Origin of the sequence: Candidatus Megaera venefica, assembly GCF_034554655.1 — a bacterium.
Taxonomy (GTDB): Bacteria; Pseudomonadota; Alphaproteobacteria; order Rickettsiales; family Rickettsiaceae; genus Megaera_A; species Megaera_A venefica.
In genome coordinates, this window is the sequence record NZ_JARJFB010000008.1 from 1 (window position 1) to 22367 (window position 22367).

A 22367-nucleotide genomic window follows, 5' to 3' on the forward strand; every position below is an offset into this window, starting at 1 on the left:
TTATTCTCATTTTCATCAGTAATTACTGATCTAGAGATTAACGAATGAACCGTTTTTCCTCGATAAGCATCTCCTAGCGCGTTAACTGAAACATAATAGAGATTTGGAAGAAGCCAAGATTAAAGCAGAAACAGAAAGTTCTGCAAAAACAGAATTTTTGGCTAATATTAGCCACGAACTTAGAACACCATTAAATGCAGTCATTGGGTTTTCAGAAATTATGATTGCTGAAACTTATGGTAAAGTAGAAAACGTACAATATAGAGATTATATAGCTGATATTAATAATTCTGGAAAACATTTGCTTAGTGTAATAAATGACATTCTTGATTTCTCTAAGGCATCTGCCGACAAGCTTCAGGTGGATAAAATTGAGCTTGATCTAAATAAGCTTGCATCATCAAGTATGAGATTTGTTAAACCAAGAGCAGATAGCGCATCAATTCGACTCATTGAAGATTTTCCTTCTGAACATGTAATTATTTATGCAGACCCCAAAAGACTTAAGCAAGCGTTACTTAATTTACTTTCTAATTCAGTTAAGTTCACTCCCGCAGAAGGATCAGTTACCCTAGCAATTAGGAAGAACATTGTAAAAAAATTAGTTTTTATTTCAGTTACTGATACTGGTATTGGAATGAGCGATCAAGATATCCCCAAAGCTTTGTCTTCCTTTGGTCAAGTAGACAACAAACTAAGTAGAAAATATGAAGGGACTGGCCTTGGATTGCCATTGACAAAAAAGCTAATTGAATTGATGAATGGAAAATTTGATCTTAAGAGCGCCCCTGGGAAAGGAACCACTGTTACTATTGAATTTGAATACAATGAAAGTATACAGATATAATGCCATTTTCGCTAGACTAGTGAGCATTTTCGTATATTATGTGTCTTATACTTATACAAGGTAATCATCGACTTAGAAATGAAAAGAAACCTATTTTTGATATTATTTATATTATTCTCGGTGCAAACTGCCCTAGCAGATAATCAGAGCTTTGGCCCAATAGTTCAGAGGCAATCTAAACAGATACAAGAACTCAAAAGTAAGTTGCAAGAGCTAGAGAAAACCGTTGAAGATTTAAAGATCGACCTCAAAAACAATGGTTTATTAGCCAAAAAGACAGCTGGCGCTTCCATAGCATCTCTTAGTGCCGTTGTCGGGGAAGAGGCTGCCGAAGCTATTTTGGATCCAAATGATTCCAATAGTTTTTTTGATAAGGATCAATCAGCTGCTAAAAATTCTGGAGATAAATCAGAATATGATCTAGCTTTAGCATCTCTGAAAGACGGAAAATTTGAAGATGCTGAGAAACAATTCTCTGATTTTATAGCTAAGTATCCTTCAAGTAGCTTACAAAGCAACGCGACTTTTTGGTATGCAGAAACTTTTTATCGTCGAGAAATGTTTAATAAAGCAGCTGTAAATTACTTACAAAGCTATAAGCAGTATCCAAAAGGGTCTAAAGCCCCAGACTCTTTGCTTAAATTATCTTATTCTCTGGCGTCCTTGAATAAAAACAAAGAAGCCTGTAGTATGCTGACTAAACTGGAACAAGAGTTTCCTCAAAGGCCTATAAGTTCTATAAAAAGAGCTCAGGAAGCTAAAGATAAATTCCAATGCAAATAATTTAAGTGAGCGCATAAGTGGCAGACATTCTTGATGAAGTTCTAAACGATGAGAAAGACGAAAAACGACTACTTTTGTTTCGCAGAGCACTCCCAGCGATAATAATTACCACAATATTTATTGCTATAGCTATGACTGGTTATAGTTGGTATAAAAACAGAATAGTTGAACATAATAAACAGATTGGAGATATGTTTATAGATCTTGCTTCCGGCGAGGTTGGTGATGCGTCATTCACAAATAATTCTCTAGAACAATTGATTGAAAAAGGTGAAAGTCGTCAAGCTGAACTTGCCCAAATACAGTTAATCCATCGTATGATCGATAACAATGACTCTTCGTCAGCTATGGCCAGGTTAGAAGGTGTGATTGCTAATAATAACTACTTTGAAATTACGACTTCATACGCCAGACTTTTATGGCTCGGTATTGTTCTTGACCAAAAAGAATTAACCGAAGTAATCCAGATAAAAGCTAGAAACTACTTGGACTATTTCTCCAAAGAAGATCAACTATTCTTTGCTAACGCGACACTTTTGAAATCATTATTCTATAAAAAAAATGGCCAAGATGACCTTGCAGCAGAATACGCCAGTTCTCTTCTTAAGACAGAAAATGCATCAATAATATTGAAGGAACAAGCATTGGCTCTTCTTTCTAGTTTAAAAAAATAAAAAGGTAAAAAATGAGCATGAAGAAAATAATTTTTACGATTTTGGTATCATTGGTTCTTATTGGTTGTGATCATATTGGAAGTACTCGTGTTAAAAATCTGATTGACCTAACACCAAAACTTGAGAAAGACTCAAATGAAAAAGTTATTCTGTCAGATGCTAAAAAAAATCCATTTTCAGGCGAAAAAGTAAAATCATATAAGATTGCTAAACATTCTATCATTGCACAACCAGCTATTGCGAAAAAAGTAATCTATAGCGTTGATAGCAAAGGCCATGTTTCAGCCTTTTCTCTTAAAGAAAATAAAATAATTTGGACAACAGATATTGCTAAAGGATCACTTGATCGTAACTTTAACGCTGGAGGAATACTATATAGCGACGAAAAGTTATTTGCTACCAATGGCTCAAGAAATCTAGTTATTCTTGATGCTAACACTGGTGATGAAATTATTCGTAAAGAATTTCCGGACATACTTCGTGTAAAGCCAGTAATGGCAGACGATAGGATTTTACTAGTTCAGACAATCAGCAACCAACTTCTCGCTTATGACACTAAATCCTCAAGTTTATTATGGATGCATGAAGGCGGCATTGAAACAATTTCTACCAAAAACAATGTGGCTCCAGTTATCAATGATCATCACGCACTTATCAGCTATAGTTCTGGGGAAGTTGTTTATATTGATATAAAATCAGGTAAGGAAAAATGGATTTTTAATCTTTCAAACGTTGGAGAGGCAGGCCTTCCTAGCTTTGATCCAGCTTTAATAGTTACGACTCCTATTATAAATGGTAATCACGTTTATTTCGCAACAAGTAATGGTAAAGTTCTCAAGATTAATTTAGATAATGGAACTACAATATGGCAAAGACAAGCTGATGATGTTCAATCTATTAGCTTGTTTGGTGACAATTTGTTCATAACAAATAATGCAAGGCAGATAGCTTCAATTTCAACGCATGACGGTAAGGTAAAGTGGGTTGGTAATTTAATTTCTGAAGAAGAAAGAAAGACTAAACGGCCTCAACCAGTGATATTCCAAGCTCCATTTGTCAGTGTAATAGACAATAACGGCATTGCATTAAATGTTGTTGCTTCTAATGGTCAATTATACCAATTTACACAAGACACTGGCGGTCAATTACCATTGCAACCTAAAATAGTAAAAATTGAAAAACAAGCACGTTATCAATGGCTTTCTTGTTGTACTGGCAAATTGCATCTTATTACTGCTCGTGAAATAAAATTTTAGTAGATTGATAAGTGACATTATCTTTATTGCCTGCTAGCATTAAGGTAAGAAAACTGACTATAAGTAGATCATTCTGTCTTGAATAATTAACTTTCTTACTTTCAGTATGAACTTTGAGCATTGATTCATCAATATATAAGTAGCCTGCCAAAGGCTATAGCGATTGTACTTAACTAAGCGAGAAGTTTTCAGGTTGGCATTTAGATTTAGGTAAATTTTTCATTTCACAAATTCGTTTTGTGCACTATAATCCTTATCTATTACTAACACTGGTATTGGGTAAGAAAATTGTATTGGTTATGGAATAGTTATTAATGAACAAACGTAGATCCATTTTTCTATCAGCAATCTCTGGTAATATACTGGAATATTATGATTTTACTGTATACGCAGTATTTGCTCTCGCAATTGGCAAAACTTTTTTTCCTGGTGACTCGGAAATTGTTCAAGTTTTAGCAACTCTTGCAGTATTTGCTGTCGGGTTTGTTACTAGGCCTATTGGTGGGATAATATTTGGTTATATCGCGGATAAACATGGTAGACGAGTTTCATTGATCGTTTCGATGTTAGGTATGACAATACCAACTTTCACTATGGGTTTGATTCCTGCGTATTCAGAAATAGGATATCTGGCTCCTGCTGCATTAGTCTTTATGCGTTTATTACAAGGTTTATGTATTAGCGGAGAAGGGGCTGGAGCAGCAATATTTATTCTTGAGCATTATCAAAACTTAAGACCAGGTTTCACAGCAGGTATAGTCCACGCTTCAAATATAGCTGGAACTTTGCTTGCCACTATAGTTGGCATTATACTAGCCCATTTCTTCCCGTCCTTAGAATTTGCCTGGCGATTTGCTTTCATACTAGGTGGAGTGATGGGGTTAGTTGGTTTTTACTTTAGACTTAGAGTATCTGAAACTCCTATCTTTGAAATGCTTGCAGAAAAAAAGAAGACTCTGAAATCTCCTTTTTTTCACGTTCTAAAAACCGCGAAAAGCTCTATGTTTATTACTGTATGCCTTGGCGCTAGTGCAAGTAGTGTAGTATATTTAATAAAAACATATATCACTATCTATTATTGTAATATATTACATTTTGATGATACCATAGCTAGATCATACCTTGCTTATTCATCAATTGTTATGATGTGTGCTATGCCGCTTTCAGGCCACATCTCAGACAAAATTGGGCGATTTAATATGATTTCCCTATCCTCAGCAGCAGTAGTTATATTAGCTCTTCCTTGCTTTATGTTGCTTTCATGCGAAAACGCAATAGAACAACTCATTGCACTGACTGTTCTGGCAATACTCGGAGGAATGCTTGCTGGTACTGCTTATATATTCGTTATTTCTCTATTTTCTCCCGATCAAAGATTCTCAGGTGTAGCATTTAGTTATAATCTTGGAATAGCTTTATGTGGTGGAACATCCGCCGGTATTTCGCGCTGGCTTGTTGAGATAACGGGAGTTTATTACTCTCCAGCTTTTTACATAATGCTTACATCTAGTATATTTCTGATAGTAATTTACATAATGCGGGATACTGTTAAACAATTACTAGAAGCGAATCTAAGTCACAATAAATCTCTTTCGAAATTGGCTACTGCGGGGCAAGTGCAAGGAGCATATGTAGCACAGAACCGCAATGTACATAATGCACGTGAGAATTCAAGCACCGAAGCAACTGCCGCTGCAATTGCCCGCAAAAGTAGAGCCTCAAAAGAGGTCTAATAAATGACACGCTACAACCTAGGAATAGTTGCTGAATATTTTGTACTTATATATTATCTAATAAGATTCTACCAACCTCTGCATCACAGATATAAATCTTATGTTGGAGAAATAGACATAATTATGAAGCGCGGAAAATGGCTAGTATTTATTGAAGTCAAAGCTAGAAAACATGGCATAGATGAGGCAATAGTTTCTGGCAATCAACAACGAAGAATTAGCAAAACTGCAGAATTGTTTATTACAAAAAATCAGCGATATACTGGATATAATATTCGATTTGACTTGGTAATAGTAAAGCCATATCGCCTCCCTCAAATAATAAAAAATGCTTGGTAGACTTTATGGAAGATAAGAGAGCCCTAACAGCAACCTGGTTTAAATCATTAAGGGATAAGATTTGCTTGGTCTTTGAAGACATAGAAAAAGAATTTGCATTAAATAGAAATAATGTGGAAGCCAGTGCATTTGAACGCAAAGCCTGGAAAAGAGAAGGAGGAGGCGGAGGTGTTATGTCTATCATGCACGGTAATGTTTTTGAAAAAGTAGGCGTTAATATTTCAACTGTACATGGTGAATTCTCCGAGCATATGAGAAAACAAATTCCTGGAGCAGAAGAAAATCCACAATTTTTTGCTACCGGTATTTCATTGGTAGCTCATATGCGCTCACCCCTCGTGCCAGCTGTTCATTTTAATACACGATATATCGAAACAACAAAGAGTTGGTTTGGTGGTGGTAGCGATTTAACGCCTATGTATGAAGATCAGGCCGAAACCAGCAAATTTCATCAAGCCTTTAAAGATGCTTGCGATAAACATAATCCAGATTATTATCCTATCTTTAAAAAACAGTGTGACGAATATTTTTATCTAAAACACAGAAATGAGCCAAGAGGTGTCGGCGGCATATTTTATGATTATCTATCTAATAATTTCAATCAAGATTTTGCTTTTACTAAAGATGTAGGTATGACAATACTTCAAACATACCCTGAAATTGTTAAAGCAAAAATGAACCTAGACTGGAATGCCGAGCAAAGGCAACATCAGCTTATAAAGCGTGGAAGGTATGTTGAATTTAATTTACTGTATGATCGCGGAACCGCCTTTGGCCTTGCTACAAACGGTAACGTTGAGGCGATTTTGATGTCCCTGCCACCAGAAGTATTGTGGCCTTAAGAGAAAAACTTATGATAAAAGTTGGGTTATACGAGCATTACAAAGGTCAGAAATACGAAGTAATCGGTATGTGTCGACATTCAGAAACCCTAGAAGAGCTTGTTATTTACAGAGCACTTTATGGCGACTATAGGCTATGGGTTAGGCCGCATACAATGTTTACAGAAACTGTTACACTAGAAAATATTGAAACTCCAAGATTTAGATTCTTAGGAACTATATTTGAAGAATCGCCGAAGATTTCATGAGTCAACTTCTACTGCAATAAGAGAAGATGGTGGGCCCGGCAGGACTTGAACCTGCGACCACTCCGTTATGAGCGGAGCGCTCTAACCAACTGAGCTACAAGCCCTTAATTTATAGTCAATTGAGTAGTGTTATATAACCGATAATGGCAAAAGTCCAGAAAATTTTTCTAGCCCACAACTTAAAACCTCTTCTTCCCTTGCAAAAACTTCATCTTTAAAAAAATCATTACTACTGAACTACTGCCTTACTTCTCTCTAGTGAATTCAGTTATGACCCAGGCATAGTAAGTCATCTCAGACTTAAACCTCGCAGGAATTAAGGACAACTGTACCAATACCATCCCCTAATGCTTATCTCAGGATCTCCAGCGACACAGAAAACCCTGAACTAAATTCAGGGTTTTAAGATAAAGGGACGGTAAAATGAAGAAATAAGTAGCATTCGTTCAGAATGATGATTGCTAATCCAAGCACAGTCATACCGGGCTTGACGGGATCTCAGACAACAGAACATGACAGCGTTTTGTCAAAATGATAGTATTTTTTCCATCAAGTTACCTAAAGCTTGACCCGGGATCTTCTTTTGTTGCCTGGGATGCTGATATCTGCGTTCAGCATGACGGTATCTTGAAATAGATGCTAAACCAAAAGGCAGGACACTTCGTTAAATCAAGTCCGGGATGACCGTGTTTTAAGAATTGCACTACTAGACATTCCATCTAATAAATTTACCACTTCCTTTACTTCCGCTCCCACACCAGCTGCCTGCTTTTTTATGTTTGCAAGTTGCGGGTCACCTTGTGTTATAGCTATTACGTTTGGACAAGTGTCGATTACTAATTGGCGATAATCGTCATAACCTTTTAATTCCGGTAACATCAATACATGATCAACAAACCTAATAGAACTTAAGTTTACAGCTCTTTGCTTTTGATTATGAAATGGCTGACGATTCTTATATTTTATAATGCTCTTATCAGGCTCCAAAGCTACAATTAGATATTCACCTTCTGATTTGGCTTTTCGTAAATATTCAAAATGACCATAGTGAAGTAAATCAAAACATCCCCCGATAAGGACGATTTTTTTCTTGCCACAATCCATCACTTTTTTATGATCATAATTAGATATAATCGCAAAGTTAGTTTTCGAATAGGAAGATGCGCACGCTGACAGCATTAGTGAGCAAAGAACAATTGCAACAATTGAACTGAGTCGAAAATTATAGATTCTCTCTAAATTAGAATAAAGCGCGCCTTGTCGGGCACGCTCTATTTCGTTTTCATTTTCATGTTTTTTAGGCAATTTAATCAAACCTAACTTAAGTTATATTCCTTAATAAAAAACGCAAATTATCTAATAGGAACATTGTCAGGAGTTACTATTTTAGTAACAGCTTCAAATACCATATCAGTCAACGGTACATTTTTCTCCTTTATTACTAGATCCATATCACTATTGATCATAACAACAAAAACCGCTTGTTTTTCTGGCAGATACGCTACTACACAATTATATCCTGGTAACGAGCCTGTATGATTAATCCAACCACTATTTGAGCCAACACCAAGACCGTATTTTCTTTTTGCAGTGTTAGGCGGCAGGGTGACCCAGGTCAATCTTTCCTTAAATGCATCTTCGCTTAACAGAGCCCCTGTACCAAGAGCTTTTGCCCATATTTTTAAATCAGCAAAAGTAGAAACCATTTGTCCTGCAGCATTTGTCCATGATGGGTTGTTAAATGTCGCATCAGCTTCTTTTTCATCTAGAGTTTGTTTAGTATATCCATGAGCATAAGGGGATGGCATTTTCTCATCAAGAGGAAAAGAAGTATTCTCCAAGGCAAGTGGTGTAAAAATATTTTCTTGCAAGTATTTATCAAGACTTAAACCAGAAACCTTTTCAATGACTTGCCCAAGCAATACTGTATTAGTATTGGAGTAGTGCCACCCTTTTCCTGGAGCAAAGGTTGGTGGTAATTTAAAAGCTACATCTAACAACTCACTTGTCGGAACATTCCGATCGTTTTTAGTATAAATCACCTTCTTCACCCATTCTTCATCTTCAGAATAATTAGCCAGACCACTTGTCATGTTTGCTAACTGCCTGATAGTAATCTTATCACCATTAGGCACATTATCGATATATTTACTTATTTTATCATCTAAGGATATATCACCTTTGTCCACTAATTGTAAAACAGCAGTAATCACAAAAGTTTTGGTTATACTCCCTATCCGAAAGTGATTATCTAGGCTCATTTTTTCCGCAGTCTCTTTATCTGCAACACCGAAGGAATTTTGCCACTCTCCTTCACCTGGTATCCATATACCAACATTGAATCCTGGTGCATTAATTTCTTTAATCAACGACTCCATTTTGGCCTGTAGTTTTTCCTTCATTTCAGAAGAAAATTGTTTCTTTTCTGCCAGCCCTGTTAAACTTACAAATAATAACAACACGCCTGACACGAATTTTAGTATATTCATCATAGTAATACCCTTAATTATTTTACTTAAAATCTATAAGTTATTTAGTAAACGCAAATATGTGTAGTAAACTTAAGCTAACATAACTCACCTAATATTAGGAATCGTATTGAGTTATGGTAAGCAGCACAAAACTAAACTAGAAGCATAAAATAGCTAATTAGTTCATCAAACCTTGATTAAGTGTGTCAGCATATTAATTAATTAGCAATCTTTAAACGAACACTAGATGTATTTTTCAATTATTATTGTAAAACTTTGCAACAAAGTCGCAGGGGTAATGATAAATCAGTTGTTAACCTAAACTATGGACAAGGAGAGGTTAATATAGGTTTATTAGGCAACATAAGTTGTTATCGTTAGAAACAAGTCATCCGGAACTTGACTCAAGATCCATGAGACAAAAGAAGATCCTGAGTCAAACTCAGAATGACAGAGCGCATAATACAACACCACCCAGTATAAAAATCCCGCACAAATTCAATAAAATTAATCTAGTTTTTCTTATCAAAAGCACGAGCATCAAAAAACAATTCAATAGATGAAATAAGATTATCCTCAAATGTCATAAGCGCAGCTACACGAATAGTACCAATTGGCGAAACGCAGTTCAGATCGTAAGCTAGCATAACCTGATTGCCAGAAGCGAATTTTACTCGCATCTTTACAGAATCAACAATTCCTAAAAATCCTTTAGCCGATTCAAGAACAGCATCTTTCCCATCTAATTCGGCCAAAGGACCTAAAAACTTGACTTTCGGATGCAAATATAATGCAATTTTATTTAAATCTTTGTTATTCATTGCTTCGTAATAAAGCCCCGCAATGTTTATGTTATCAGACATGGTTACCGTTGTTTTGTATTAGTTGTATTATTTTCTTATAACATTGTTAGTAGGGATTTTTCAAACTCGTTTTTGATTATTATTTCCAAATAACAACTTTTCTAAAAAAAACAACTACCACTTAGATATATCTATTATCCCATGAGCCTCATGGTCAAATCCTTCAGGAAATTTTGCGGGTGGGAATTTAGGATTATTATGGAAACAACTAGAAAATTCAGTGCTAATAAAATTGGCTAGATCATCAGTAGTTGATAGATATTATTAAATAATTTTCAACTATCAGTTGCCACCATAGACATAAAAAAAGTTTGCATTGCAAGCTTGGCAGCGACCTACTCTCCCGTGCCTCAGGGCAAAGTACCATTGGTGCTGTGGGGTTTCACTTCCGAGTTCGGAATGGGATCGAGTGTTTCACCCACGCTATAACCACCAAGCTAGCAATACAAACTTTTAATATAGATTTGTACTGATATATTACGTTGATAAAGAATAAAAACCTTATACTGCTTGTATATACTGACGCACTTGTGCAAAATTAACACTACATGCAGTCGTGTATCTCAAAGCAAAATAAATCGATCGAGCTATTAGTACCAGTTAGCTTCACATGTTACCATGCTTCCACACCTGGCCTATCAACGTGGTGGTCTTCCACGGCTCTAATAGGGAAGTCTAGTTTTAAGGTGGGTTTCCCGCTTAGATGCATTCAGCGGTTATCCCGTCCGTACTTAGCTACCCAGCTATGCCGCTGGCGCGACAACTGGTACACCAGAGGTACGTCCACCTCGGTCCTCTCGTACTGAAGGCAGATCCTCTCAAACTTCCTACACCCACGGCAGATAGGGACCGAACTGTCTCACGACGTTCTAAACCCAGCTCACGTACCACTTTAAACGGCGAACAGCCGTACCCTTGGGACCTTCTCCAGCCCCAGGATGTGATGAGCCGACATCGAGGTGCCAAACGATCTCGTCGATATGGACTCTTGGAGATCATCAGCCTGTTATCCCCGGCGTACCTTTTATCCGTTGAGCGATGGCCCTTCCACTCGGGACCACCGGATCACTATGACCGACTTTCGTCTCTGCTCGACTTGTGGGTCTCGCAGTCAGGCTAGCTTATGCCATTGCACTCTAACAGTTGATTTCTGACCAACCTGAGCTAACCATCGCGCGCCTCCGTTACTTTTTGGGAGGCGACCGCCCCAGTCAAACTACCCACCATGCATTGTCCCAAGTCCTGATTCAAGGATTGATGGTTAGATATCAAAAATTAGAAGGGTGGTATCTCACATTTCGACTCCACAGTTGCTTGCGCCTCTGCTTCATAGTCTACCACCTATTCTGCACATCTAATTTCTAATACCAGTGCAAAGTTATAGTAAAGGTGCACGGGGTCTTTCCGTCTAACCGCGGGAACTCGGCATCTTAACCGAGAATTCAATTTCGCTGAGTCGATACTGGAGACAGCGGGGAAATCGTTACGCCATTCGTGCGGGTCGGAACTTACCCGACAAGGAATTTCGCTACCTTAGGACCGTCATAGTTACGGCCGCCGTTCACTGGGACTTCAGTTCAGAGCTTGCACCCCTCCCTTTAATCTTCCAGCACTGGGCAGGCGTCAGGCCCTATACGTCGTCTATTGACTTTGCAGAGCCCTGTGTTTTTAGTAAACAGTCGCTACCCCCTGGTATGTGCCACCTACATCTGGTTGCCCAAATATAGGTCATCTTTCTTCCGAAGTTACAGATGCAATTTGCCTAGTTCCTTCAGCATCGTTATCTCAAGCGCCTTGGTATACTCTACCTGTCCACCTGTGTCGGTTTAGGGTACGGTCTATATGGAGATGCTATTTCCTGGAAGTCATTCACTGCACATACCAATCCAATAAGGATGTACAATTTACTGCCTTCGTCACATTTCTCCAGGTTCAGGAATATTAACCTGATTCCCATCGGCTACGCCTTTCAGCCTCACCTTAGGGGCCGACTAAGCCTGCGCAGATTAGCTTTACGCAGGAACCCTTGGACTTTCGGCGAAAATGTTTTTCACATTTTTTATCGCTACTTATGTCAGCATTCTCACTTCTGATACCTCCAGTAACCCTTACAGGTTACCTTCACAGGCTTACAGAACGCTCCGCTACCACTTATGTCTATAGACATAAATCCGCATCTTCGGTACATGACTTGAGCCCCGTTACATTGTCGGCGCAGGAAGACTTATTTAGACTAGTGAGCTATTACGCTTTCTTTAAAAGATGGCTGCTTCTAAGCCAACTTCCTAGTTGTTTTGGTCTTCCCACATCCTTTAACACTTAGTCATGATTTTGGGACCTTAGATGGCGGTCTGGGCTGTTTCCCTCTTGACCACGGACCTTAGCACCCATGGTCTGTCTGCTATACTGTACTCACTGGCATTCGGAGTTTGGTTAAGTTTGGTAAGTCTGTTGGACCCCCTAGCTCATCCAGTGCTCTACCTCCAGTGGTAATTATATAACGCTCTACCTAAATAGATTTCGCGGAGAACCAGCTATATCCGAGTTTGATTGGCCTTTCACCCCTAACCACAGCTCATCCCCTAATTTTTCAACATTAGTGGGTTCGGTCCTTCAGTGGATATTACTCCACCTTCAACCTGGCCATGGCTAGATCACCCGGTTTCGGGTCTAATTCATCGAACTATATCGCCCTATTCAGACTCGCTTTCGCTACGCCTACACCTAACGGCTTAAGCTCGCTCGATAAACTAAGTCGCTGACCCATTATACAAAAGGTACGCCGTCACAGAAAGCAAGCTTTCCGCTCCGACTGCTTGTAAGCATTCGGTTTCAGTGTCTATTTCACTCCCCTCATCGGGGTTCTTTTCACCTTTCCCTCACGGTACTTGTTCACTATCGGTCGTTAGAGAGTACTTAGGCTTGGAGGGTGGTCCCCCCATGTTCAAACAGGATTTCACGTGTCCCGCCTTACTCAAGGACTCTAAAGCTTTTTACCTATACAGGGCTATCACCTATTATTGCCAACCTTTCCATGTTGTTCTAGTTTTTACCTTAAAGCCACTGGCCTGGTCCGCGTTCGCTCGTCACTACTAGCGGAGTCTCTGTTGATGTCCTTTCCTTCAGCTAATGAGATATTTCAGTTCACTGAGTTTGCTTCATATAACTATGTATTCATTATATGATACCTGATTAATCAGGTGGGTTTTCCCATTCGGAGATCTCCGGATCAAAGTCTATTCACAACTCCCCGGAGCTTATCGCAGTGTATTACGTCCTTCATCGCCTTCTAACGCCAAGGCATCCACCAAATGCTCTTATTTTATTTATTTTGCCAAAAACTTGAGATTACACGATGCATGTAGAGTTATTTTTACACATGCTATCAGTATCCACTCACGATTAAATTTATATTTTTATATCGCGGTGTGTATTTAGTTTTTATTCTTTATTCAACTTTTCAAACAGCTTTCCGTTAGCGAATGTTTTGCGAACGTGAGGAATTTTATATATACATTCAGATCCATTGTCAAACACTATTTTTAAAAATAATCTCAAATTACAAATATAACCAACTTTCAGGAGCTAAGGCTCAAACTGACAACAGGTTCATAAGAGCCATAATAACTAGCTTAATCTAAGTCTTATGTTTATTAGACTTAGATTAAAAATAACATAAAAATTATGACGATATAGATAGAGCTACTGTATCGCATAGCAGAAGGTAAGCTGTAGACAGAATTCATAGCTCACTTAAAGTCTGAATATTTTTTTCACACCATCGCACCTTTGCTTCTAAGTTTAATTTTGAAAAATCATAAACCATATTTAAATGCATAAGACGTCTACTTGAGTGACGTAAGCTAAGATCTGTTTGAATTTTTTCTATTTCTTGAAGCTGCCTTTCACATTCACTTTTATAATATTTGAAATGAAAGATAAGTATTGTTGGATCAACAAGCTCCGCAGCTGATAGTTTAATCAAGAATTCTTCACGATATTGAGACGGTTTCACAGGTTCTATTATCCAGTTTTTTAAATAGTCTAATCCTTCATTTGTAATAGAATATATACGCCTTAGCCTTTCTCCACTTTTTTCATCTATGTATGAATTCACATACCCCTTATTTTCAAGCTTCTCTAATATAGGATAAATTTGAGCGTTACTTTCAGACCAATGATAGGCCGCAACTTTACCGGCCATTTGCTTAATATCGTACCCTGACATATCTTTCTTACTTAGTAAACTTAGTAACGCAAATTCGCTTTTATTTATTTTTTTCATTTTAATATCCAACATAACTTTTAATAAATATATATTTTAAAACAGGTCTTGACAACAGGTCATTTTAATATTAGTCTAGATTTAGGTCAAAGAGACCTGTCGAAATGACAAAACAAAGGTATAAATCAGGTATTGTATGCAAATAAATCTTAAAGAAAAAATAGCATTGGTAACCGGCTCAAGCAAAGGAATTGGCAAGGCTATTGCTTACTCTTTGGCCAAAGCTGAAGCAAAAGTTATTATTACTGCACGTGGAAAAGAAGAGCTAGAAAACACTGCAAAAGAATTTCGTGAAGAAGGCCTTAAGATATATCCATTAGTAGCTGATATTACTAAAAAAAGTGATATCAAAAAACTGGTTTTACAAATTACTGATCAATTTAGCGCTATTGACATACTAGTAAACAATGTTGGTGGGGTGCATGATTTTGTAAGACTTGAAGATATAAATGATGAAGAATGGCAAACCATGTTTGAATCTAATTTCTTTTCAAATGTAAAAGTCACACGAGAAGTATTACCTTACATGCAGAAAAAGAAGTGGGGGAGAATTATAAATATATCTTCCGAATCGGCTGTGCAACCTGATGCGGTAATACCTCATTATAATGCTGCAAAGGCAGCAATAAATAGTTTTACTAAAACACTATCAAAGGCCTATGCTAAGGATGGTATATTGATTAATGCTGTGTCCCCAGCCTTTATAATGACTCCCCAAATTAAATCAATTATTGAGGAAAAATCAAAAAAGCAAAATGTTTCTCCAAAAGAATTTATGGATGCTTTTATAAAGCAATTCAGACCTGGTACTCAAAGCACTCGTCCTGGTAAACCTGAAGAAGTAGCTGCACTCGTCACATTTCTTGCTTCTGACCATGCATCTTTTATTACAGGTGCTAATATGCGTGTTGATGGCGGCTCGGTTTCAACTATATAAAATTTATAAGGAGAGAAATAATATGAATAATATAACATTAATACACCCTTTTGAAGTGAGCAAAGATAAGGAAGATAAGTTTCTATCCATTTGGAAAAATGTAGATAATTACATGAAAAAACAACCAGGCTTTATCGAGACAAAATTACATAAATCGATAGAGAATGCTCTAACCCATAAAAATACTATTTATAATTTTGTTAATATAGCTTATTGGAAATCACCAGAAGATTTTCAAAATGCAATCAAAACTTCTGAATTCCAGGCTCTTGCCAAAGATATTTTTATATTCTCTAGACACCCAGGAATTTATGAAATAATTGAAGAATAGTTGCCATCAACAATATGACTTTTGTACGGATATCCTGACAATTCAGGTTATTTATAACGCGTATCAATAATAATGATTAGAGAAGTATTTAATATGCAAAACCCTTGACAGATCATTAAGAGATGAGTTACAGTAAATTGGTAAATTGTTTATGTTTTTTAATCATGCATACCTTAGTAGTTTTTTATTTAGACGATTGTTGGCGTTGGCGTAACTAATTTTGTTATCGCTAATGCTTAAATAGCATTTCTGTTTAAAATAAAAACTTATTATTAAGGAATATGAACATGTCAAAACCACATAAAATTTTAGCTACAATTCTTGTAGCATTATCTCTAATATTATTATCCACTTTTACAAATACTCAAAAAGATCCTAGTATACCACTCATTGCCATAGCTAATTATGGTCCTCATTCTTCGTTGCAAGAAACTATTGATGGCTTAAAGGCAAAATTAACTCAGCTTGGCTATGTTGAAGATAAAACTATCAGATACGAAATTACTGATGTAAATTTTGAAACGTCTCTAGTTATTCAGATGCTTAATAAACTAAAATCCAACAAGCCTCATATAATTGTAGCCATTTCTACACCAGTCGCTCAGGCAGCAAAAAATACTATTACAGACATTCCAGTAGTGTACGCTGACGTTACCGACCCAGTTGAAGCAGGTCTAGTTTCTAATGATCCAAATTCAAATATTACTGGGACTTCAGATAAACAAGACTTATCTTTGATGTTTAAACTTGCAAAACAACTTTTACCCTCGGCAAAAAAAGTTGGAGTACTTTACTCAACAGGGGAAGCAAATGATTTATCTCTTGTAAATATGCTTGTCGCTACTAGCAAAGAACTAGGACTAGAGGTAGTAGCCATCCCGGTAGAACATACTAGAGATGTCGTAACTAGAATGAAACTATTTAAGGATAAAGTTGATTTTATCTATACTGGTTCAAGTGGTGCTATTCAGGCTTCTCTGCCAGCAATATCAAGTGCAGCACAGGCCATGCAATTACCGTTATTCAATTTTAACGGGGAAGAAGTTATCTCTCATATAGCCCTTGCCAGCTACGGCGTTTCTCATAAACAAGTTGGCGCTAATGCAGCTATCATTATCGATAAACTACTAAAGGGAGAAAAAATAGGCAGCATTAAGCCAGCATATCCAACAGAAGAAGATCATAAGGCTTTCATAAGCCGAAAAAAAGCCGATCAACTTGGACTCAAAATTCCGACAGATCTGACAAATGTTATAATTGTGGATTAGGATCATGCTAGAATTACACAATATTACTAAATTTTTTCTTCAAAATACCGAGCCAACATTAAAAAGTATAAATCTAAAGGTAGGCGAAGGTGAGTACTGCGTTATTTTAGGCAGTAATGGGTCTGGAAAATCAACTTTGCTAAAAGTGATTTCCGGTGAATATCAAGCCGATTCAGGTGTGGTTATACTAAATGGAAAAAATGTAACAAAACACCCATTGCATACCAGAGCAAAAGAAATAGGCAGCGTAGCACAAGATGTCAACAAAGGTACCATCGACGACATGACTTTGCTTGAAAATATTTCTTTAAGCAAAATGAGGGGAAGAAGTGCTAAATATAAATTTTTTACCAATAAGACTGATGAGATCGTAAAAGATATAAAGTTACTTGGTCTTGATTTAGAAAAATATATAAACACTAATATATCTTCCCTTTCAGGTGGTCAAAGGCAATCCATCGCCTCTTTAATGGCGATGTCTCCAAAACCTAAGTTATTGCTTCTTGATGAACATACAAGCGCTCTCGACCCAAGAAGCAAAGAAAAGATTATGAGCTTTACTGATAGCTACATTAAAAATCATAATATCACAACCATAATGATCACACATAGTATTGCCGATGCAATACGTTACGGCAACAGATTAATAGTCATGCATCATGGAGTAATAGAATACGATGTTAGTGGGACAGAAAAATCCAAGCTGACTGAGCAAACTATTCTGGATATATTACATAAAATTGGTGGACCATTATGATTAATACTTTAATAGAAATTGCTCCAAGTGGCTTAATGCAAGGCTTGATTCTGTCAATTCTAGTAACTGGTGTTATGGTCCCATTTCGATTACTCAATTTTCCAGATCTTACAGCAGAAGGCTCATATCCTCTTGGTGGAGCGCTCTGCGCATCTTTAATCGTAGCTGGTTTACATCCTTTACTTTCTCTTGCTATAGCCTGCACCGCTGCTGGAATAGTGGGTATTTGCACCGCCATTATTTACATCAGATATAAAGTAAATACTCTACTTGCAGGTATAATACTCAGCACAATGGTATATAGCATAAACTTGCGCGCTATGGGAAAACCAAATATTGCTTTATTTGAGCTACCTAATTTATTTCAGAACATAGCACATGGAATTTCTCCGCAAATCATTACTTTACTCATAATAAATTTGGTTATAATGGGAGCCCTATATTCGTTTCTTAACACTGAAAAAGGTCTACAATTTAGAGCTACTGGATTAAATCCAAAAGTTGCTGAAAAATTTGGGGTAGATTTAAATAGAAATATTATTGCTGGACTATTTATTGGCAATGCTTTTTCTGGCCTAGCAGGAGGTCTTCTTGTTCAAATTCAAGGCTATGCAGATATTGGAATCGGCGTTGGTATAGTTATTCATGCTCTCGCTGCAATGATGATCGGCGAGAAATTGATTGGAACAAATTCGATTTTAAAGCTTACAATTGCACCATTTATTGGCTCAATCATTTACCAACAACTACAAGGAGTAGCACTTGCTGCTGGACTTGCTCCATCAGACCTAAAACTCCTGACTGGCGCCATTGTCCTTGGCATAATAGCGCTTAGGTAGATTTATATATAAAGTAATGATTTGTAGATTGACCTTGACTTAATTTATATTAATTGATACGGTTTTTTTATTGACTTAAATTTACTAAATAGAGAAAAATTATGCATATCAAGATCTTAACATTTAAGGGAGAATATACGGGATTTATCAATATAAACCCTGAGAATGAAACTTTGACTTTAGATAGGGAGATAGGAGTTGAGTCGGATTTAGGCACTGAAAATAATCCACAATCAGTGAAAATAATAAGCATCGGAGATAACGCATCATTTTGCTTAACCACTGGTTATAAACTAACTATAAGTGAATATAGTTGCCCTATGGCAATAACTCTGGTGGATAACAGCACTCTTAGTTTAAATAAGTTAAATAATCACTTAAATGTTAGCGTTCTTTTCTCCCCTAACACAACTGCGTATATCACTTGTGATAATGTTAATTATCAATTTCACGTCACGAAACCTAACTTGGGAAAGGATGGTTTTGTTCGTATTAACAATATTAATGAATTCTTATCTTATTGCACAACAATCAATAATACATTTAAGATAGAATATGAAGAACGCTCTAACGCTGATACTCTAATTAATAAAATACGTTCGTTAAAGGTTGACAACCCTGATCCGGAATTCCAAGCTATAGCAAACTCTTTCATGCAACAAAATAAGATGATTTGTACATCTTCATCTAAACTACCATTTCTAGCATTTTTTGAACAACAGCACTTAGCTTTTTTTGCCACCATAGCTAAACATCCTTTGAATAGTTTAAATGAAGTTCACTTAAGTAATGATATAATCACAGAAATCTTTTCCCACCTGAACCTTAACGATATAAACTGGCAATATTCTCAACCAGATGCTTCTCTTATTGGTTGTGATGAAAATCCATTGCCTCAAAGCGAAATTTAAAGGATTCTTGGATAATGATTGTTTGGGGATTCTCTACAAAAGAGATTGGTATCAAAGAAGCACCGGGAAAATGCCCATCTTGCGGCTTACAAAACCTTGTTATTGTTGGTTCCCAATGTGTATTTGACCTGTTCTGGATTCCAATAATTCCACTCAAAAAAAGCACTTACGTTAGATGTCAATCTTGCAAAACAACATATGTGCATGAACCTTCTGCAGATGAAACAGCTATCCAAAATAGGGGATTCAAAACTCCTTGGTGGTCTTTTTCAGGACTTCTTATTATTATAGTTTTAATAATATTAGGATATATGTCCGATACATCAACACAAAAAGAGCATGATGCTTTTAAGGAAAATCCTACCATAGGAACGTATTTTACATTTAGAAACATAGGTGATGATTATAAAGAAACACCTTACGTTTTTGGAGAGATTGTTAGCCTTGAAGAAGATAAAATAATTCTACGTATGAGTCATTATGCATATTCCAAAAACAACATGGCATCTATAAAGGAGCAAGAGCTGCTAAAATTAACCCTGAAAACTTATTAGATTTAGATGTTTTTGAAATGCAAAAAGAAGATTTTAAACACTTGGATATTCAGTCTCTTATAGATTAATTTAAGTCCGACTAAACTATAACTCTCCTACTCCAATCAACCATACTTCAATTACTTCAGGATCTAGTGACGAGCCTAAGCCAATTTATAGCCTAGTAAATTCACTTGACCGTTTAGTAAACTTGTATACAATATACTTGGATATAAAAAAGAAGTGTATGTGGACAAGAACCTATAGTAAGACATTTAAAAACGTAGAAAAGGAAGAAATTTGGCGCATTTGGACAGATGTAAATAATTGGCCAAAATGGCATGGTGATCTTGATTATTGTAAGATAGAAGACTCATTTGAGGTAGGGAAGCATTTTATCCTGAAGCCCAAGGGAGTCAGGCCAGTAAAAATTATAATTACCGAAATTGATGAAGGTAATAAATTTACCGATTGCACTAGTTTCTTCGGTGCTAAAATGTATGATACTCATGCACTAGAAGAAACGCCTAATGGATTGCAACTCACCAACATTCTTGTTGTAACAGGACCTCTGAAATGGTTATGGATTAAGTTGGTTGCACAAGATGTTGCCAACACAGTTCCTGATGAAATGGAAGCTTTAGCAGAACTTGCCGTGAGGTTCAGGTGACTGACCTCCCATTTGGTTTTGATAGACCAGAAAACAGCCCAGGCTTTTTACTTTGGCAAACTACTATGATTTGGCAACGCCAAATTAAAAAAGTACTAGAAATACATGAGATTTCGCATGCACAATTTGTAATTATGGCCACGTTATTATGGTTTGAAGCACATAACTACGATACAACACAAACGCTGATTATCAACTGGTCAAAGCTGGATAAAATGACAGTATCTAAGTCTCTTAAAAAACTTGTTATAATGGGTTTAGTTAATCGAATAGAGCATGAAGCTGATACCAGAGCTAAGAAAGTTTCTTTAACAAAGGAGGGAAAAAAATTAGTTCATAAACTTGTACCCATTATAGAGAAAATCGATGAGAATTTCTTTGGAAAAGCATCAAATTTGGAACAAAAAAATCTTATAAATATTTTAAGTAAATTAACTACACATACTGATGAATAGAGAACTAAAGTTTTGGATAGGTGTCGCTTGCAAAGAACATGTGGCAGATGGCGTAAAGCTTAATATTTGTCAATTTTGTCATGGCAAGTCTTCTCCTGCACGACGTCTTTTTAAAGGTGATTTTGTTATTTATTACTCATCTAAAGTGACCATGGAAGGATCAGAACTTTATCAAAAATTTACCGCGATTGGTATTGTGGTAGATGATGCAGCGTACCAAATTGATATGGGAAATGGCTTTAAACCATTTAGGCGCAATATTGAATATTTTGATGCCAAACATCTGGATATTAAGCCATTAATTCCACTGCTACCTTTTATTAAGAATAAAAAATCTTGGGGCTACATTTTTCGTTATGGATTTCTGGAAATTGATCAAAAATCATTTGAAGTAATAGCAAATGGTATGCTCGGCTTTAATCCATTAACTCAACTTACAAGGATATGACCAACGTTATTAATTTATTTCATCAAGCGGAGGATTACTTTTTTAGTGGTATTTCTCAAAAATGTATAGACTTTGATAGGGTAGCTAAAGCCTATATGACAGAAGTTCCAATAGCCAGTTTAAACCCTGTTTACATAAAAACAAAATGTGATATCACCGAGATTATTAGAAAAAGCCATGTATTTTTCCCTGGTGATCACCCTTTTGAAATTATTCTTCCAAAAGAATTTTGCACATCAAATATAAAAAAGACATTAAAAAAGCTAGACCACGTTCAAATAGCCAAATCGACGCCTATGGTTGTCTCTTTGATAGAGAATGTTGATTATGGTGACAACGATAATAATAAAGATTTTATAATTCGATTGGATCAGAGTCTCAAAGATTGGATGGTACCAATGATAAGTGCCTTTGAATCCACACTTGAAATGACTTTTCTATATTCAAAAACCCATAAAAACGCATTAACTCAAGGATATAGGTTTAAGCATTTTTGTCTATACATCGATAAACAGCCAATTTCTTCTATCACTTTATCAATTCAAGGTAATAGCGCTAGAATTGATGATGTTGGCACCATACCTCTATACCAAAACAAGGGTTATGCAACTAAGCTTATAAAGCATGCTTTATGTGAAGCCAAAAAGTTAGGATTATCATATTGCTTTCTAGAAGCATCCGATTCAGGTTTATCAATCTATAAAAAGTTAGGTTTTTGTCCTCTTTTAAAAAACAATATATACTCCAAGCAATCGTAACAAAAACGCCTTACTATAATTTTAAAAACTCTTCCAATTTACCTAAGGGTCTGTCCATCTAAGTGTGTAAATTCCTTATAGGTTATATAATCAATTAATATAACTAAGAGGAATAAAAT

Annotated in this window: 21 protein-coding genes, 1 tRNA gene, 2 rRNA genes and 2 pseudogenes; 19 read left to right on the forward strand and 7 right to left on the reverse strand. The window is 36.4% G+C overall.

The annotated features are described in order from the left end of the window. Nucleotides 1-85: 85 nt before the first annotated feature. The 8 genes and pseudogenes from Megvenef_RS01025 to Megvenef_RS01060 all read left to right on the forward strand — a co-directional run. Nucleotides 86-847, forward strand: a pseudogene (locus tag Megvenef_RS01025) (sensor histidine kinase); the annotation flags it as partial. 78 nt (nt 848-925) lie between these two features. After that, nucleotides 926-1630: a tol-pal system protein YbgF gene (gene ybgF / locus Megvenef_RS01030; protein ID WP_322776152.1), complete on the forward strand. Its 705-nt coding sequence runs from the start codon at nt 926-928 to the stop codon at nt 1628-1630. Between the two features lie 17 nt (nt 1631-1647). Further along, a complete protein-coding gene (locus Megvenef_RS01035) occupies nt 1648-2304 on the forward strand; it encodes a DUF2659 family protein (protein ID WP_322776153.1) in 657 nt (218 codons plus the stop codon). 17 nt (nt 2305-2321) lie between these two features. Then, entirely contained in the window at nt 2322-3560 is a 1239-nt protein-coding gene (locus Megvenef_RS01040) for an outer membrane protein assembly factor BamB family protein (RefSeq protein ID WP_322776154.1), read from the forward strand. A gap of 314 nt (nt 3561-3874) precedes the next feature. Further along, nucleotides 3875-5146 (forward strand): annotated as a pseudogene (locus Megvenef_RS01045) (MFS transporter); the annotation flags it as partial. Nucleotides 5147-5296: 150 nt separating this feature from the next. Then, nucleotides 5297-5632: a YraN family protein gene (locus tag Megvenef_RS01050; RefSeq protein WP_322776155.1), complete on the forward strand. Its 336-nt coding sequence runs from the start codon at nt 5297-5299 to the stop codon at nt 5630-5632. A gap of 5 nt (nt 5633-5637) precedes the next feature. Further along, complete coding sequence (gene hemF, locus Megvenef_RS01055; protein WP_322776156.1) at nt 5638-6474, forward strand: oxygen-dependent coproporphyrinogen oxidase; 837 nt, start codon at nt 5638-5640, stop codon at nt 6472-6474. A gap of 11 nt (nt 6475-6485) precedes the next feature. Then, nucleotides 6486-6722 carry a DUF1653 domain-containing protein gene (locus Megvenef_RS01060; protein WP_322776157.1) on the forward strand — a complete coding sequence of 79 codons (237 nt, stop codon included), beginning with the start codon at nt 6486-6488 and terminating at the stop codon, nt 6720-6722. A gap of 27 nt (nt 6723-6749) precedes the next feature. Here Megvenef_RS01060 and Megvenef_RS01065 read toward each other — a convergent pair. The 7 genes from Megvenef_RS01065 to Megvenef_RS01095 form a co-directional block, all read right to left on the reverse strand. Beyond that, nucleotides 6750-6826, reverse strand: a tRNA-Met gene (locus tag Megvenef_RS01065). A 565-nt stretch (nt 6827-7391) separates the two neighbouring features. Beyond that, nucleotides 7392-8027 carry an adenylyltransferase/cytidyltransferase family protein gene (locus Megvenef_RS01070; RefSeq protein WP_410519744.1) on the reverse strand — a complete coding sequence of 212 codons (636 nt, stop codon included), beginning with the start codon at nt 8025-8027 and terminating at the stop codon, nt 7392-7394. 47 nt (nt 8028-8074) lie between these two features. Then, nucleotides 8075-9214, reverse strand: coding sequence for a serine hydrolase domain-containing protein (locus Megvenef_RS01075; protein WP_322776158.1), 1140 nt, complete (start codon nt 9212-9214; stop codon nt 8075-8077). Nucleotides 9215-9705: 491 nt separating this feature from the next. Further along, the gene (locus Megvenef_RS01080) at nt 9706-10056 is read right to left on the reverse strand and encodes a nuclear transport factor 2 family protein (protein ID WP_322776159.1); all 351 of its coding nucleotides are present in this window, start codon (nt 10054-10056) and stop codon (nt 9706-9708) included. Nucleotides 10057-10378: 322 nt separating this feature from the next. Continuing rightward, a 5S ribosomal RNA gene (rrf, locus tag Megvenef_RS01085) occupies nt 10379-10493 on the reverse strand. Nucleotides 10494-10625: 132 nt separating this feature from the next. Next, nucleotides 10626-13388, reverse strand: a 23S ribosomal RNA gene (locus tag Megvenef_RS01090). A gap of 410 nt (nt 13389-13798) precedes the next feature. Then, complete coding sequence (locus tag Megvenef_RS01095; RefSeq protein ID WP_322776160.1) at nt 13799-14341, reverse strand: PadR family transcriptional regulator; 543 nt, start codon at nt 14339-14341, stop codon at nt 13799-13801. A 136-nt stretch (nt 14342-14477) separates the two neighbouring features. On the opposite strand from Megvenef_RS01095, the gene Megvenef_RS01100 reads away from it, so the two are divergent. From Megvenef_RS01100 to Megvenef_RS01150, 11 genes are all read left to right on the forward strand, one after another. Beyond that, entirely contained in the window at nt 14478-15278 is an 801-nt protein-coding gene (locus Megvenef_RS01100) for an SDR family NAD(P)-dependent oxidoreductase (RefSeq protein ID WP_322776161.1), read from the forward strand. A 22-nt stretch (nt 15279-15300) separates the two neighbouring features. Further along, nucleotides 15301-15609 (forward strand): antibiotic biosynthesis monooxygenase family protein, encoded by a 309-nt coding sequence (locus tag Megvenef_RS01105; RefSeq protein ID WP_322776162.1) that lies wholly within the window; start codon nt 15301-15303, stop codon nt 15607-15609. 287 nt (nt 15610-15896) lie between these two features. Then, nucleotides 15897-16877, forward strand: coding sequence for an ABC transporter substrate-binding protein (locus Megvenef_RS01110; protein ID WP_322776163.1), 981 nt, complete (start codon nt 15897-15899; stop codon nt 16875-16877). Between the two features lie 4 nt (nt 16878-16881). Continuing rightward, nucleotides 16882-17634 carry an ABC transporter ATP-binding protein gene (locus Megvenef_RS01115; protein WP_322776164.1) on the forward strand — a complete coding sequence of 251 codons (753 nt, stop codon included), beginning with the start codon at nt 16882-16884 and terminating at the stop codon, nt 17632-17634. Further along, complete coding sequence (locus Megvenef_RS01120; protein ID WP_322776165.1) at nt 17631-18473, forward strand: ABC transporter permease; 843 nt, start codon at nt 17631-17633, stop codon at nt 18471-18473. Before Megvenef_RS01115 ends, Megvenef_RS01120 begins: the two co-directional genes overlap by 4 nt. 101 nt (nt 18474-18574) lie before the next feature. Then, on the forward strand, nt 18575-19384 hold the full coding sequence (locus Megvenef_RS01125; RefSeq protein ID WP_322776166.1) for a hypothetical protein: 810 nt from the start codon (nt 18575-18577) through the stop codon (nt 19382-19384). A 14-nt stretch (nt 19385-19398) separates the two neighbouring features. Beyond that, nucleotides 19399-19938 (forward strand): zinc-ribbon domain-containing protein, encoded by a 540-nt coding sequence (locus tag Megvenef_RS01130; protein WP_322776167.1) that lies wholly within the window; start codon nt 19399-19401, stop codon nt 19936-19938. Nucleotides 19939-20164: 226 nt separating this feature from the next. Next, entirely contained in the window at nt 20165-20587 is a 423-nt protein-coding gene (locus Megvenef_RS01135) for an SRPBCC family protein (protein WP_322776168.1), read from the forward strand. Then, a complete protein-coding gene (locus tag Megvenef_RS01140; RefSeq protein ID WP_322776169.1) occupies nt 20584-21042 on the forward strand; it encodes a MarR family winged helix-turn-helix transcriptional regulator in 459 nt (152 codons plus the stop codon). Before Megvenef_RS01135 ends, Megvenef_RS01140 begins: the two co-directional genes overlap by 4 nt. Next, complete coding sequence (locus Megvenef_RS01145) at nt 21035-21490, forward strand: EVE domain-containing protein (protein ID WP_322776170.1); 456 nt, start codon at nt 21035-21037, stop codon at nt 21488-21490. The genes Megvenef_RS01140 and Megvenef_RS01145 overlap by 8 nt, the downstream gene beginning before the upstream one ends. Next, nucleotides 21487-22248 carry a GNAT family N-acetyltransferase gene (locus tag Megvenef_RS01150; protein WP_322776171.1) on the forward strand — a complete coding sequence of 254 codons (762 nt, stop codon included), beginning with the start codon at nt 21487-21489 and terminating at the stop codon, nt 22246-22248. The genes Megvenef_RS01145 and Megvenef_RS01150 overlap by 4 nt, the downstream gene beginning before the upstream one ends. Nucleotides 22249-22367 lie beyond the last annotated feature (119 nt).

Coding starts and splice junctions, on each gene's coding strand:
- ybgF (WP_322776152.1), top strand. CDS start 926: ATGAAAAGAAACCTATTTTTGATATTATTTATATTATTCTCGGTGCAA.
- Megvenef_RS01040 (WP_322776154.1), top strand. CDS start 2,322: ATGAAGAAAATAATTTTTACGATTTTGGTATCATTGGTTCTTATTGGT.
- Megvenef_RS01050 (WP_322776155.1), top strand. CDS start 5,297: ATGACACGCTACAACCTAGGAATAGTTGCTGAATATTTTGTACTTATA.
- hemF (WP_322776156.1), top strand. CDS start 5,638: ATGGAAGATAAGAGAGCCCTAACAGCAACCTGGTTTAAATCATTAAGG.
- Megvenef_RS01060 (WP_322776157.1), top strand. CDS start 6,486: ATGATAAAAGTTGGGTTATACGAGCATTACAAAGGTCAGAAATACGAA.
- Megvenef_RS01075 (WP_322776158.1), bottom strand. CDS start 9,214: ATGATGAATATACTAAAATTCGTGTCAGGCGTGTTGTTATTATTTGTA.
- Megvenef_RS01080 (WP_322776159.1), bottom strand. CDS start 10,056: ATGTCTGATAACATAAACATTGCGGGGCTTTATTACGAAGCAATGAAT.
- Megvenef_RS01095 (WP_322776160.1), bottom strand. CDS start 14,341: ATGAAAAAAATAAATAAAAGCGAATTTGCGTTACTAAGTTTACTAAGT.
- Megvenef_RS01100 (WP_322776161.1), top strand. CDS start 14,478: ATGCAAATAAATCTTAAAGAAAAAATAGCATTGGTAACCGGCTCAAGC.
- Megvenef_RS01105 (WP_322776162.1), top strand. CDS start 15,301: ATGAATAATATAACATTAATACACCCTTTTGAAGTGAGCAAAGATAAG.
- Megvenef_RS01110 (WP_322776163.1), top strand. CDS start 15,897: ATGTCAAAACCACATAAAATTTTAGCTACAATTCTTGTAGCATTATCT.
- Megvenef_RS01115 (WP_322776164.1), top strand. CDS start 16,882: ATGCTAGAATTACACAATATTACTAAATTTTTTCTTCAAAATACCGAG.
- Megvenef_RS01120 (WP_322776165.1), top strand. CDS start 17,631: ATGATTAATACTTTAATAGAAATTGCTCCAAGTGGCTTAATGCAAGGC.
- Megvenef_RS01125 (WP_322776166.1), top strand. CDS start 18,575: ATGCATATCAAGATCTTAACATTTAAGGGAGAATATACGGGATTTATC.
- Megvenef_RS01130 (WP_322776167.1), top strand. CDS start 19,399: ATGATTGTTTGGGGATTCTCTACAAAAGAGATTGGTATCAAAGAAGCA.
- Megvenef_RS01135 (WP_322776168.1), top strand. CDS start 20,165: ATGTGGACAAGAACCTATAGTAAGACATTTAAAAACGTAGAAAAGGAA.
- Megvenef_RS01145 (WP_322776170.1), top strand. CDS start 21,035: ATGAATAGAGAACTAAAGTTTTGGATAGGTGTCGCTTGCAAAGAACAT.
- Megvenef_RS01150 (WP_322776171.1), top strand. CDS start 21,487: ATGACCAACGTTATTAATTTATTTCATCAAGCGGAGGATTACTTTTTT.